The sequence below is a fragment of the Streptomyces sp. NPDC050528 genome, assembly GCF_044457795.1.
Classification (GTDB): Bacteria; Actinomycetota; Actinomycetes; order Streptomycetales; family Streptomycetaceae; genus Streptomyces.
Genome location: NZ_JBITHH010000010.1, coordinates 158,219 through 171,119 on the forward strand (window position 1 = coordinate 158,219; position 12,901 = coordinate 171,119).

Below are 12,901 nucleotides of genomic sequence, written 5' to 3' on the forward strand. Positions count from 1 at the left end.
GGGAGGGGACGAGCGTGGGTTTCGGCGTGGGGCTGGATCTGAAGGCGCCGGTTCTGGCAGGGGAGTTGGTGCGCCTGGAGCCGCTCGACCACCGGCACGCGGCCGAGCTGGCGGTGGCGGCGGAGGAGAACCGGGGTTCGTACGAGTTCACCTGGGTGCCGAGGGCGCACGAGGTGCGGGCCTACATCGATACCCAGTTGGGCACGGCCGCGACGGGCCGACTCGCGCCGTACGCCCAGGTGTTGACGGCCACGGGGAAGGCCGTCGGCGTCACGGCCTACTGGGAACCCCGCTCGTGGCTGACGGACGACCGACTCGACGCCGTGGAGGTCGGGTTCACCTGGCTGGCGGGTTCGGCGCAGGGCACGGGGGTGAACGCCGAGGCCAAACTCCTGCTGTTCCGGCACGCGTTCGAGGAATGGGGCGTGTCCCGGGTCGACCTGAAGACGGACGCCCGCAACGACCGCTCCCGCGCCGCGATCCAGAGCGTGGGCGCCCGCTTCGAGGGCGTACTGCGGAACTGGTCCCGGTCCTGGGCGCCGGGGGAGGAGGGCCGGTTGCGTGATTCCGCGATCTACTCGATCACGGCGGCGGAGTGGGGGGAGTGCAGGGCGGGGTTGGAGGCGCGGGTGCGGGCACGGCTGGCGCGGTACAACTCAGGCACGCATGACCCGAGTTGATCACAGACCTCGGCCGGCTGGACCGATCGGCCGGTGATCGGAAACCATCGCCCTCATGAACTCCTACCTCATCCTCCACGGCTGGCAGAATCACCGCCCGAAGGAGCACTGGCAGCACTGGCTGGCCGACCGGCTCGGTGAACTCGGCCACCATGTCGTCTACCCCCAGCTGCCCGACCCCGACGTCCCCGACCTGGACGTGTGGCTGGGTGAACTCGCGCGCTGCCTCGACGAGTTGAACGACAGCGGCGGCGCCGAGCGGGTCGTCCTCGCGCACAGTGCCTCGGTGCTGCTCTGGCTGCACGCCGTCGCCCGCGGGCAGGTGCGGGGCGGTGAGGCGGACCGGGTGCTGCTGGTCGGACCGCCTTCCGCTGCCGTGGTCGCGCAGTATCCGGAGGTCGCCGGATTCGCCCCGCCCGCACCCGGGTTCACCCTCCCGGGAGACGTCCGGCTGGTCGCCGGCGACGACGACCCGTACTGCCCGGAGAACGCCCGCATCGCCTACGGCGACCCGTTCGGCCTCCGCACCGAACTCATCCCGGGCGGGGGCCACTTGGACCTGGTCGCCGGGTACGGCTCGTGGCCCGCCGTGCTGGAGTGGTGCCTGGACGGGACGGCGCCGCTCACGGCCCGTCCGGCGTGACCCCTGCCCCGGCACGCAGTTCAGGCGTACTCGCCCCCACCCCCGCCACCGCCAGCACGCACAACAACCCGCCGGTGAACAGGGCCGTAGCCCCCGAACTCCAGCCCGCGACCAGGCCGCCGCGGAGGTTGCCGAGGTTGGGGCCCGCCTGGCCGACGATCTGTTCGGCGGCGGAGACGCGGCCGAGGAGGGCGTCCGGGGTGTGGGTCTGGATGATCGTGCTGCGGGAGACCACCGAGCAGGCGTCGGCGGCGCCGGCCAGCGCGAGGCAGCCGAGGCCCGCCCACGGGTTCGTCATCAGGCCGAAGGCCGCCAGCGCGACGCCCCACGTGCTCGCGCCGAGCAGCATCACCGGACCGGGACGGCCCAGCCGGGTGACGGTGCCGGAGAAGACGGACGCCGTGATGCCGCCGACCGAGATCGCCGACAGGAACAGGCCCAGGGTGCGCGGATCACCCCCGAAACGCTCGGAGTTGATCAGCGGGAACAGGCTGACCGGCATCGCCAGGACCGTCGCCGCCAGGTCGGTGAGCAGCGCGCCGCGCACCACCCGGTGGCCGGCCAGGAAGCGCAGGCCGTCCAGGACGCCGTGCAGTCCGCCGCGCGACGGCTCGCCCTCGGGCGGCAGCGCGGGCAGGCCGAAGGCGCCGTAGAAAGCGACGAGGAAGGTGAGCGCGTCGACCAGGTAACCGGCGCCGATGCCGGCCCAGCCGATCAGCAGGCCGCCGAGCGCGGGGCCGACGAGCATCATGGTCGTGAAGGACATGGTGTTGAGCGCGAGACCCGCCGCCACCTGGTCCTTCGGCAGCAGCCGGGGGATGAACACACCCGACGCCGGGCCGCCCACCGTGCCGAAGCCCGATTGGGCGGCGACCAGGAGGAGGATGCCGAGCACCGGGACGTGACCGGTGAAGCCCTGCACGGCGAGGAGCAGCGAACAGGCCGCCTGCGCAACGGTGTTGACGAGGTAGATGCGCCGCCGGTCACCCCGGTCCACCCACGAACCGGCGAACAGCCCGACGACCACCGTCGGCACCGCGCTCGCCAGCCCGACCGCGCCGGTCCAGACCGTGCTGCGGGTCATGTCCCAGACCTGGTACATGACGGTCACCGTGGTCATGAACGAGCCCAGCAGGGACACCGTCCGCCCGATCAACAGCCGCCGGAACACCGGGGACGTCCGCAACGGCCGTACGTCGATCAAGGTGTGGGTGAGAGCGGGGCTCATGAGGACACGGGCACGGCAGGGCGCGGGGCGGGGTGAGGAGGCACCGGGGGACCCTAAGCTGCGGCCCGTCGGCGCCGCCAGTCGTTTACGCGGAGTCGTTGAGCAGCCGCGCCAGATGATCGTGACCGGCGCCCAGCAGCTCCGGCAGCGGCGCGGCGGCCTCGTACCAGCGCTTCTCGTACTCCCAGCACAGCCAGCCGTCCCACTCGTGCCGGGCGAGCAGCTCGACGCACTCGGCGAGCGGGAGCACCCCGGCCCCGAGCGGCAGCGGGGTGGTGTCGTCGGCCGAGGCGATGTCCTTGACCTGCACGTATCCGAGATACGGCCCCAGCGCGGCGATCGTCTCCGACGGCTGCTCCCCGCCCAGCCAGGTGTGCATCACGTCCCACAGCGCACCGGCCTGCCGGTGCCCGACCGGGCCCAGCACGCGCAGCGCGTCCGCACCGGTCCGGTGCGAGTCGTGGGTCTCCAGCAGCACCCGTACGCCGAGATCGGCACCCCACTCCGCCGCCGTACCGAGCCGCCGCGCGGCCGTGGCGTCGGCCTCCCCGACGGGCTGCTCGGTACCGCCGCCGGGAAAGACGCGGATGAAGGGCGCGCCCAAGTCCCTTGCCAGTTCCAGGAGTTCACGGATCTCGGCGAGTACGGCGGCGTCGTCACCGGGAGCCGCCACCCGCGCATACCCTGCCAGGCCCAGGACTTCGACCCCGGCCGCCTTGAACTCGGCGACCACGTCGGCCCGTTGGGCGGCGTCGATGCCGGGGTGCACGGGCTCCTCCGGGTGCGCGCGCAGCTCGACGCCGTGGTAGCCGTGCGTGACGGCGAGGTCCAGTACGTCGGTCACGGGGAGGCCGGGGACACCGAGGGTGGAGAAGGCGAGCTTCATGCCACGGACCCTACTCGTCGCCGCTCATCGCTGCCCCTCATCGCTGCCGCTGGAGCAGGTCGAGCCGCCAGTCCTGGCCGACGAGATCCTGCCCGAAGGAGCGGTGCGGCTTCTCGGCGGTGAGCACGAAACCGTGCCGTTGATAGATACGGCGGGCGGCACCGAGGATGTCGTTGGTCCACAGCACGAGGTCGCGATAACCCACCCCGCGCGCGAACTCGACGACCGCCGCGACGAGTTGATCCCCGATCCGCAGCCCGCGCGCGTCCGGCTCGACGAGCAGCAACCGCAGCCGAGCGGTCCCCGGGGCGTCGTCCCGCACGCACATCACACACCCCACCGCCCGCCCGTCCAGCTCGGCGATCCACACCCGCTCCAGATGCGGATCGTGATCCTCGGCGAAATCGGCGACGATCCGTGCGACGAGCCCTTCGTAGTCGGCGTTGAAGCCGTACTCGGCGGCATACAGCGCCGCGTTCCGCTGCACGATCCAGCCCAGGTCACCGGGCCCGGGCTCCCGCAGCACGACATCCTCGGGCCGGAACCGCCGTACACCCTCCGTATCCTCCCCATCCTCCGCGTCCTCCGACAGGATGGCCCGTACGGTACGCAGCGCCTCGGCGAGCCGCGGCCGGTCGGCCTCAGGCACGGTCGCGAGCAGCGCCCCGACGGATTCGTCCGCCCGCTCGGCCAGCAGGTCGGCGGTCTCCCGCCCCCGCACGGTGAGCGTGACCTGCCGCCGCCGCGGATCCCGCTCCGAGGGCGCCCGCTCGACCAGCCCGTCCTGCTCGAACCGGTTCAGAATCCGGCTCAAGTACCCGGCGTCCAGCGAGAGTTCGGCACGGATATCGGCGGCGTCCGTACGCGGCGAGTGCGCGAGTTCGTACAGCACGCGGGACTCGGTGAGGGTGTACGGGGCGTAGAGGTGACGGCTGTAGTCGAGGGCGCCGATGACGTTCGTATAGAAGCGGTTGAAGGCGCGAATGTCCTGGACGGTCATGATCGATCCCCGGTGCTCGCTCAGGGTAGTTGACTCAGTCAGAGGTATTACGGGGTTGACCGTAGTACGGGGGAGGGGGGTGCGTCCATGGTTCGGCTGCGGGATGCCTACCGGGCCCGGGGTTTCCCGTTCGGCTCGCTCTCACGGGCCCGCGCTAGGTTGCCCGCCATGACCGAACTCGCCCTCGCCGCCTGGCCGCCCGCCCCGATCAAGACCGAACGGCTCGTACTCCGCGAGTCGGAACCCCGGGACCGCACGACGTTCATCGACCTGCTCGCCGCACCGGAGGTCCACACCTACCTCGGCGGCCCTCGACCGCGCGCCGAACTGGAACGCACGGCACCCGAGACACCCGGGCGGCGCCCCGGCTCCTTCGTGATCGATCGCGACGGGGCGATGATCGGCACGGTCATGCTCGACCCGCACGCGGACCGCCCGGGGCACGTCCGCCCGGACATCGGACGGACCGAACTCGGCTACCTGTTCCTGCCCCAGGCGTGGGGCTACGGGTACGCCGCCGAAGCGTGCGCGGCGGCACTCGCCTGGTTCGCCGAGGTCGCTCTCGGTGAGCCGGTGGTGCTCCGCACCCAGACCGCCAACGCCCGCTCGATGCGGCTGGCGGCGAAGCTGGGGTTCACGGAGGTGGAGCGGTACGAGGACTACGGCGCCGAGCAGTGGTTCGGCGTGTGGTCCTAGTCCCACCAGAACCGCCACTGATGCCGCCCCACCATCCCGTTCGCGTACTCGGGGAACGGCGTCGGCGGATCGTCCACGATGTTGTCGGCGGTCGACAGCACATGTTCCAGGGCGAGTTGCTCCGCGTGCGGGACATCAAGGGGCGGCCGGGCGACCGACACGGTCAGCGCACCTCCGAACCCCGACACGACCCGCGCCCCGAACCGCTCCTCCCAACTCCGCAACAACGCACACAGCAAGGGAAGCGGAGCCTCGGCCGCCCACCCGACGATCGCCGGCACATCGGCACTGCGCTGCGCGGGCACAAGGGCCAACTGGCAAGTGTGCACAAAGGGTTCGTCCCCCAGCAGATCCTCTACGGCCCGCTGCCCGGCCTCCGCCGCACTCACCCCGGCATTCGTGTCGGCCCCGCCCGCCGCGAGCCCCGGCCAGCTCTCGAACGGCGGCCCCGGATCGTGCGGCCAGGGCTCGAAGTCCTCCGGATCGTCGTCGTCCGGCAACACATCGGCCGACGGCGGATTCGACCAGTACGGCAACCGCCGACGCCGATACTCGACGAAGTCAGCCGCGAGCACGGCATCGAGCCGAACCGCGTCGACCTCACTCAAGTCCGTTGGCTGGTAGGGATCATCCCGCCAGCAGATGAACGGATACAGCCCCGTGACTTCGGCCGACTCCAGCAGCCGGGGCCACAACTCCACGAGATCCTCCGGCAGTTCGTCGGAGAACCACACCTCCACCTCCCCTCGCGACTCGAAGCGACCGGAGGGCAGGGGCAGTTCGTCAGGCAGGGCGAAAACCATGGCGTGACGATAAGGGGCGGCACTGACAATGGCGCCGGGGGAGTGGAACGGGGACGGACAGGATCCCGGTGTTTGCCGTCGGCCGTCTGTCAGGAGGTCGGTGGGCGCCTGGTCGTCGCGTCGGCTTCATCGGGGTTCGTCGCTTGCCCCGAGGAGTCTCCGTGGAGGTAGAGGTCGCGCAGGACACCGAGTTCGGCACCGTGGTGAGCGACTTCGTCCAGGGCGTGGAGGGCCAGGAGCAGGTAGCTCTCATGGCCGTAGGCGCCGGCGCGAGGGCCCATGGGCCGAAGGAGGCCGTCATCGCCGAGGGATGCGACGCGGGCCCGGAACTGGAGCGCGTCGTCGGCCAGCATCCGAATGCCCGCGGTGGCCGTGCCCGGCCAGAGATGCCGGTCCTCGCCCTCGGAGTCGTCCTCGAAGAAACGGCCGTAACCACGCAGGCAGTCCGCTCCGATGTGCCAGATCCGCCAGGCGATCGTCGTGAACGGCGCCGGAACGACATCACGCGCGGGCCGCGGGTCGGCGCGGAACATCCCCGTCCCGTCCGCCGACGCGCGGAGCGTCATGCACGAGGGAACGGGCTCCCAGAGGTATTCGGCGTCGGTGAGCCCGTCCAGGCGGGCCAGGATCCTGGAACACACCTCGTCGTACGTGGTGAGCAGGTCGCGGGTCACTGGGCCGGGCGAGATCATCGGCTCCTCCAGAGGCACCAACGGATACGGCGACCGTCGATCACCGCTGTGCGAGGACGGAGGACCCTACGGCGGCCGCAGGGCACAGCGTAGACCCGCCCGGCCCGCCGACAGGAGCCGTTCGGAGGCCCGAGGGGCCGGGGATCGCGGGCCGACTCACGCGGGTCGAACCCCGGCGCCGGTGCGGAAGGACCGGGTGGATCCCCGGGTCCGTTGCACGCGCCCGCTCGGCCGTGCTTGGCTCGCCCGATGAACCTTCTGCTGACGGCGAGCGGCCTGCGCAACGAGACCCTGCGGGACGCGCTGCGGGACATGCTGGGAAAGCCGTTCGGATCGGCGAACGTCGTGTACATCCCGACCGCGTCCGTCGCCGAGCCCGGCGACCACGGCTGGTTCGTCGCCGACATGAACCGCCTGCACGGCCTCGGCTGGCGGGAGTTCGACATCCTCGAACTGAACGGCCTGCCCCGCCAGTTGGTGCTCGACCGACTCCTCCACGCCGACGTCATCTACGTCGAGGGCGGCAACCACTACCACCTCGCCCGCAGCATCACCGGCAACGGCCTGGCGGACGGCTTCCTGGAGGCGCTGGAGAGCCGGGTCTATGTCGGAGTCAGCGCCGGCTCAATGATCTTCAGCCGCAACCTCACCGCACACTCGGCCGACGTCATCGGCGACACCGCGGACCTCCACCTCCTCGGCGCGACGACAGTGGAGCCACCGTTCGCCCTCTTCGACTGGTACCTCAAGCCCCACCTCTACTCACCCAACTTCCCCGAGCGGACCGACACCTGGGCCGACCACATCGTCGAACGGGCGGACTTCCCCCTGTACTTCATCGACGACGACACGGCGGTCCGCGTCAGGGACGGCAAGGTGGATGTCGTATCCGAGGGGCGGTGGCGGGTTCATCCGTGACGTGATGTGACGTGACGGGGGCGGGGGATTCCAGGCAGGGCAGGGCAGGGCGGGGCGGAGCAGGGCAGGGCCCGGAGTTTTCGGCCGCACAAAGGCCTGCGCCCGCGAGGTTGACGCGAGTGGTCGGCCTCGGGCGACCATGACGCATGACTCGCGCCCTGTCGACGCCGCCCGTCATCGCCCCCGGCCTGCTCGGTGGCTCTTCCCAACCCGTACTCCCCGTCCCCGGGGGCCTGTTGCTGCGCCCCTGGGAGGAAGCCGACGCACCGGCGTTCATGTCCGCTTACCGGGACGACGAGATCCGCCGCTGGCACACGCGTCGGCCGGCCACCGAGGCCCAGGTCCGGGAGTGGTTCGAGGCCTACCGCCGGGACTGGACCGACGAGAAGGGCGGCCACTGGGCGATCACCCGCGACGGCGTCGAGGTACTCGGCCGGATCGCACTGCGCGGTCTGGACTTCGACGACGGCACAGCCGGCGTGGCCTACTGGGTACTGCCCGCCGCCCGCGGCGCCGGTGTCGCCTCGCGCGGCCTTGGTGCGCTCACCGCCTGGGCCCTGGACGAAATCGGCTTCCACCGGCTGGAGTTGGACCACTCGACCCGCAACCTCGCCTCCTGCGGGGTCGCCACCAAGTCCGGCTACTTCCTGGAAGGCACCAAGCGCAGCGCCGCCGTACATGACGACGGCCGACACGACATGCATCTGCACGCCCGGGTCAGGGGCCGTTGAGGTCGGGCCGCGGACCGCGACGAGCGCGAGATCGCAGCGTGAGTGGTGCGGAACGCTGGTCTCCCGTCCCCCGCGCGCTTAACCTGCGGCCATGTGGGGGCAGGGATCTTCGTGGAACAAGAACAAGTGGAACAAGAACAAGGTGTCTCTCGCAGTGCAACGCCGTCGGCTCGACCGGCACACGCGCCGTTCGCGGCGAAGGCTGCCGCCCTCACCGGTGGAGCCCTTGTCCGCCCGTCGCCGTGTGCGGTTCGCGCTGGGGATCGTGGGCGCGGCATGGGCGGCAGTCGTCCTCGCGGACGCGGGGCTGATCCGGACCCATGTGGTGAAGGCGACGGACACCGGTATCGCCACCGGGGCCGGATTCGTCGCCGGAGTACTGGCGTTCCTGATCTGGTTCGGGGACGCGGGAACGCCGCACCTCTCCACCGTCGACGGGAGACACCTCGTGTCCGCCCGCACACTCACCGGTGTCCGCACGATCGAGCTGGACGCTCTGGCCAGTGTCCGCAGGTTCGCCATGCTCGGCCGATACGGCGGCACAGTCGACGAGTTGCACCTGCGGGACCGGCACGGGCTGCGCTTGGCGATCGACCGTGACACACGGGCGGAGGAATCCATACGCCGTGCCGTCGTGAGAGCGGATGCCCAACCGTCCGGCGCACCGGTCAGGGTGACCAGACACGCCCGTGGCCTCCTGGGCCTGGACCCACGATCGTCCGTTCCCCGCTTCGTGCACGTGCTCTTCGGCGTGTGGGCCACCCTTGCGACGCTCCTGCTGCCCGCGCTGGTCAGCTACACCGTCGCCTGCTCCTTGGCGGGAACCAGCGCATGGGCCTCGACACCGGGTCATTGACCGAACCCGCACCGGCACCCGACACCGACACCGAAACAAGGCCCCTGCGACAGGCCCCGGCAAAGACCCGCCCCGCCCGCTCAACTTCGAGACCCCGCCCTGCTTCCGAACCCCGCCTACTTCCGCGGCACCCCCGAAGACCCCCGAACCATCAACTCCCCCCGAACCGTGGCAATCCCTCCCGGCGGCGGCTCCTCCCGCCCCATGGCGATCCGCCCCGCCCGAGCCCCCGCCTCCGACAACGGCAACCGCACCGTCGTCAGCGAAGGCACCGCGTCCACACTGAACGGCAGATCGTCGAACCCGGCGACGGAGACGTCGTCCGGAATCCGGCGCCCCGACTCCCGCAGTGCCGCGCACGCCCCCACCGCGACGGAGTCGTTCGCCGCGACCACGGCCGTCAGCGACGGATCCCGCCGCAGCAGCTCCAGCGTGGCCTCGTACCCCGACCGCCGGTCGTAGCGCCCGTGCACAGTCCACCGCGGATCCTCTACGATCCCGTGCGCCGCCAGCGCCTCCCGGTGGCCCTCCAGCCGGTGCCGCGTCGTCGTCCGTTCCTCCGGCCCCGCGATGTACCCGAGCCGCCGATGCCCCAGCCCGATCAGGTGTTCCGTCAGCTCGCGCCCGCCCCCGCGGTTGTCGAAGGTCAGCGCGAATGCCCCCGTGTCCGGCGCCGGCGGCCGCCCGCACAGCACCACCCGCGTCCCGGCCTCCCCCAGCTTCCGCAGCTTCGCCGCGACGGCCGCCGCGTGCGGCGCGTTCTCCATCGCGCCCCCGGTCAGCACGACCGCCGCCGCCCGCTGTCGTTGCAGCAGTGTCAGGTATGTCAGCTCGCGCTCCGGGGAGCCGCCCGTGTTGCAGACCACCGCCAGCCGTTCGCCGCCCGCACGGCCCCCCGGCCCACCGATCTCCCCCTGGATCGCGCTCGCCATGATCCCGAAGAAGGGGTCGGCGATGTCGTTGACCAGGATGCCGACCAGGTCGGAGGTGGCCGCCGCCAGCGCGCTTGCGGGGCCGTTCAGGACGTAGTCGAGCTCGTCGACCGCCCGCAGCACCCGCTCCCGCGTGGTGGCCGCGACCGGATAGTTGCCGTTCAGTACGCGCGACACCGTCGCGGGGGAGACCTGGGCGCGGGCCGCCACGTCCGCCAGGGTCACCGTCATGTTGTTCGTCCTCCGGTCGCGCATCTTCGGTCGCGCATCTTGTCGTACGCCGTTGTACACAGGCTGCTCAGTCGTACACAGGCCGCCCAAAGGAAGCCCCCGTCCGAGCAGACGATAAGGCCATCCACCCCGGTTGTTCGCCCCCTCGAACAACTCGACCCCATCACGGTCTTGTACAGACCAGTGGGCAAAGGCTAGCTTCTGCATATATAGAAAGCGCTTGCTGCATTCTTGAGACGTACGTGGAAACGTGCGTGGACGAAGGGAAACACGTGACACGCAAGACGGTGCGTATCGCCATGAACGGCGTGACCGGGCGCATGGGCTACCGACAGCACCTCGTCCGCTCGATCCTCGCACTGCGCGAGCAGGGTGGTCTAGACCTCGGTGACGGTACGGTCCTGTGGCCGGAACCGATCCTCGTCGGCCGCCGCGAGCACGCGCTGAAGGCGCTTGCCGAGCAGCACGGGCTGGACCCGGCGAACGTCTCCACGGACGTCGACGCGGTCCTCGCCGACCCGACCGTCGAGATCTACTTCGACGCCCAGGTCACCTCGGCCCGCGAGGAGGCGCTCAAGAAGGCGATCGCGGCCGGGAAGCACATCTACACCGAGAAGCCGACGGCCACCGACTTCGAGGGCGCCCTCGAACTGGCCCGCCTCGCCGACACCGCCGGCATCAAGCACGGCGTCGTCCAGGACAAGCTGTTCCTCCCCGGCCTGCTGAAGCTCAAGCGCCTCATCGACGGCGGCTTCTTCGGCCGGATCCTGTCCATCCGGGGTGAGTTCGGCTACTGGGTCTTCGAGGGCGACTGGCAGAGTGCCCAGCGCCCGTCGTGGAACTACCGCTCGGAGGACGGCGGCGGCATCGTCGTCGACATGTTCCCGCACTGGGAGTACGTCCTCCACGAGCTGTTCGGCCGCGTCAAGTCCGTCCAGGCCATCGCCACCACCCACATCCCGCAGCGCTGGGACGAGAACGGCAAGCCCTACGACGCCACCGCCGACGACGCCGCCTACGGCATCTTCGAGCTCGACAGCGGCGCCATCGCCCAGATCAACTCCTCCTGGGCCGTCCGCGTCAACCGCGACGAACTCGTCGAGTTCCAGGTCGACGGGACGGAGGGCTCGGCCGTCGCCGGTCTGCGCAACTGCCGCGCCCAGCACCGCAGTTCCACCCCCAAGCCGGTCTGGAACCCGGACCTCCCCGCCACCGAGGTCTTCCGCGACCAGTGGCAGGAAGTCCCCGACAACACCGACTTCGACAACGGCTTCAAGGCCCAGTGGGAGCTGTTCCTCCGCCACGTCTACGCCGACGCCCCCTACCACTGGGACCTCCTGGCCGGCGCCCGCGGTGTCCAACTCGCCGAGCTGGGCCTGAAGTCGTCCGCCGAGGGCCGCCGTTTCGACGTTCCGGAGATCACCCTGTGACCATCCAACTCCCGGACAGCAGCGGGGCATTGCGGGCGTACGAGCCCCGCCAGGAACCCCTCGCCGTCACCTCCGGCACCCCCTTCACCTCTCGTACGGTGTTCTCGGCGGCCCATGTCGTCGCCGACCCCTTCGCCGACACGAGCCCCGACTCGGCCGCCGCCGTCGACTGGGACGCCACCCTCGCCTTCCGCCGCCACCTCTGGTCGCACGGCCTCGGTGTCGCCGAGGCGATGGACACCGCCCAGCGCGGCATGGGCCTGGACTGGGCGGGCGCGGCCGAGCTGATCCGCCGAAGCGCCGCCGAGGCCAAGGCGGTTGGCGGCCGGATCGCGTGCGGTGTCGGCACCGACCAGCTCACCGGCCCGGCGTCCCTGGCGGACGTACAGGCCGCGTACGAGGAGCAGTTGGCGCTCGTCGAGGCGTCGGGCGCGCAGGCCATCCTGATGGCGTCCCGCGCGCTCGCGGCCGTAGCCAAGGGGCCTGAGGACTACCTGGAGGTCTACGGCCACCTGCTCCGTCAGGCGTCCGAACCGGTCGTCCTGCACTGGCTGGGCCCCATGTTCGACCCGGCACTTGAGGGTTACTGGGGCTCGTCCGACCTGGACGCGGCCACCGACACGTTCCTCGAAGTCATCGCGGCCCACCCCGACAAGGTGGACGGCATCAAGGTGTCGCTCCTGGAGGCTCAGCGGGAGATCGACATCCGGCGCCGACTGCCGCAGGGTGTGCGGTGCTACACCGGCGACGACTTCAACTACCCCGAGCTGATCGCGGGCGACGACCAGGGCTTCAGTCACGCCCTGCTCGGCATCTTCGACCCGCTCGGCCCGCTGGCGGCGGAGGCGGTCCGCGTCCTGGACACCGGGAACACGGCGGGCTTCCGCCAACTCCTCGACCCGACAGTCGAGTTGTCCCGTCACCTCTTCCAGACCCCCACCCGCTTCTACAAGACCGGCGTGGTGTTCCTGGCCTGGCTCGCGGGCCACCAGACGCACTTCACCATGGTCGGCGGACTCCAGTCCGCCCGCTCCCTCCCGCACTTCGCCCGCGCCTACGAACTCGCCGACGGCCTGGGCCTGTTCCCCGACCCGAAGCTCGCCGAGGAACGGATGAAGAACCTGCTCGCCCTGTACGGAGTGACCCAGTGAGCAACCCCGACCTCTCCCGCTTCT

General features: G+C 70.8%; 14 protein-coding genes. 8 read left to right on the forward strand and 6 right to left on the reverse strand.

Annotated elements, in window-relative coordinates:
- Positions 1–26 precede the first annotated feature (26 nt).
- Together ACIBK4_RS32080 and ACIBK4_RS32085 are read left to right on the forward strand one after the other, a co-directional pair.
- Positions 27–680: a GNAT family N-acetyltransferase gene (locus ACIBK4_RS32080; RefSeq protein WP_399000779.1), complete on the forward strand. Its 654-nt coding sequence runs from the start codon at positions 27–29 to the stop codon at positions 678–680.
- 55 nt (positions 681–735) lie between these two features.
- Positions 736–1,323 carry an RBBP9/YdeN family alpha/beta hydrolase gene (locus ACIBK4_RS32085; protein WP_399000341.1) on the forward strand — a complete coding sequence of 196 codons (588 nt, stop codon included), beginning with the start codon at positions 736–738 and terminating at the stop codon, positions 1,321–1,323.
- On the opposite strand, the gene ACIBK4_RS32090 is transcribed toward ACIBK4_RS32085, so the two are convergent.
- The 3 genes from ACIBK4_RS32090 to ACIBK4_RS32100 form a co-directional block, all read right to left on the reverse strand.
- Positions 1,304–2,551 carry an MFS transporter gene (locus ACIBK4_RS32090; protein ID WP_399000343.1) on the reverse strand — a complete coding sequence of 416 codons (1,248 nt, stop codon included), beginning with the start codon at positions 2,549–2,551 and terminating at the stop codon, positions 1,304–1,306. The two genes, ACIBK4_RS32085 and ACIBK4_RS32090, sit on opposite strands and share 20 nt — an antisense overlap.
- A gap of 85 nt (positions 2,552–2,636) precedes the next feature.
- Complete coding sequence (locus tag ACIBK4_RS32095) at positions 2,637–3,437, reverse strand: sugar phosphate isomerase/epimerase family protein (RefSeq protein WP_399000345.1); 801 nt, start codon at positions 3,435–3,437, stop codon at positions 2,637–2,639.
- Between the two features lie 37 nt (positions 3,438–3,474).
- Positions 3,475–4,437, reverse strand: a complete 963-nt coding sequence (locus ACIBK4_RS32100; protein WP_399000347.1) for a GNAT family N-acetyltransferase — start codon at positions 4,435–4,437, stop codon at positions 3,475–3,477.
- Between the two features lie 168 nt (positions 4,438–4,605).
- On the opposite strand from ACIBK4_RS32100, the gene ACIBK4_RS32105 reads away from it, so the two are divergent.
- Entirely contained in the window at positions 4,606–5,133 is a 528-nt protein-coding gene (locus ACIBK4_RS32105) for a GNAT family N-acetyltransferase (RefSeq protein ID WP_399000350.1), read from the forward strand.
- On the opposite strand, the gene ACIBK4_RS32110 is transcribed toward ACIBK4_RS32105, so the two are convergent.
- Both ACIBK4_RS32110 and ACIBK4_RS32115 read right to left on the reverse strand, forming a co-directional pair.
- Entirely contained in the window at positions 5,130–5,936 is an 807-nt protein-coding gene (locus ACIBK4_RS32110; RefSeq protein WP_399000352.1) for a DUF4253 domain-containing protein, read from the reverse strand. The two genes, ACIBK4_RS32105 and ACIBK4_RS32110, sit on opposite strands and share 4 nt — an antisense overlap.
- An 89-nt stretch (positions 5,937–6,025) precedes the next feature.
- Entirely contained in the window at positions 6,026–6,628 is a 603-nt protein-coding gene (locus ACIBK4_RS32115) for a DinB family protein (protein ID WP_399000354.1), read from the reverse strand.
- A gap of 249 nt (positions 6,629–6,877) precedes the next feature.
- On the opposite strand from ACIBK4_RS32115, the gene ACIBK4_RS32120 reads away from it, so the two are divergent.
- The 3 genes from ACIBK4_RS32120 to ACIBK4_RS32130 all read left to right on the forward strand — a co-directional run bounded on the left by ACIBK4_RS32120 (position 6,878) and on the right by ACIBK4_RS32130 (position 9,133).
- Complete coding sequence (locus ACIBK4_RS32120) at positions 6,878–7,546, forward strand: Type 1 glutamine amidotransferase-like domain-containing protein (protein ID WP_399000356.1); 669 nt, start codon at positions 6,878–6,880, stop codon at positions 7,544–7,546.
- Between the two features lie 146 nt (positions 7,547–7,692).
- On the forward strand, positions 7,693–8,277 hold the full coding sequence (locus ACIBK4_RS32125) for a GNAT family N-acetyltransferase (RefSeq protein WP_399000358.1): 585 nt from the start codon (positions 7,693–7,695) through the stop codon (positions 8,275–8,277).
- 226 nt (positions 8,278–8,503) lie between these two features.
- On the forward strand, positions 8,504–9,133 hold the full coding sequence (locus ACIBK4_RS32130; RefSeq protein ID WP_399000359.1) for a hypothetical protein: 630 nt from the start codon (positions 8,504–8,506) through the stop codon (positions 9,131–9,133).
- Between the two features lie 116 nt (positions 9,134–9,249).
- Here ACIBK4_RS32130 and ACIBK4_RS32135 read toward each other — a convergent pair whose 3' ends face one another.
- Positions 9,250–10,296 carry a LacI family DNA-binding transcriptional regulator gene (locus ACIBK4_RS32135; protein WP_033283883.1) on the reverse strand — a complete coding sequence of 349 codons (1,047 nt, stop codon included), beginning with the start codon at positions 10,294–10,296 and terminating at the stop codon, positions 9,250–9,252.
- 272 nt (positions 10,297–10,568) lie between these two features.
- On the opposite strand from ACIBK4_RS32135, the gene ACIBK4_RS32140 reads away from it, so the two are divergent.
- Positions 10,569–11,726: a Gfo/Idh/MocA family protein gene (locus tag ACIBK4_RS32140; protein ID WP_399000362.1), complete on the forward strand. Its 1,158-nt coding sequence runs from the start codon at positions 10,569–10,571 to the stop codon at positions 11,724–11,726.
- Positions 11,723–12,877 carry a dihydrodipicolinate synthase family protein gene (locus ACIBK4_RS32145; RefSeq protein WP_399000364.1) on the forward strand — a complete coding sequence of 385 codons (1,155 nt, stop codon included), beginning with the start codon at positions 11,723–11,725 and terminating at the stop codon, positions 12,875–12,877. The genes ACIBK4_RS32140 and ACIBK4_RS32145 overlap by 4 nt, the downstream gene beginning before the upstream one ends.
- Positions 12,878–12,901: the final 24 nt, after the last annotated feature.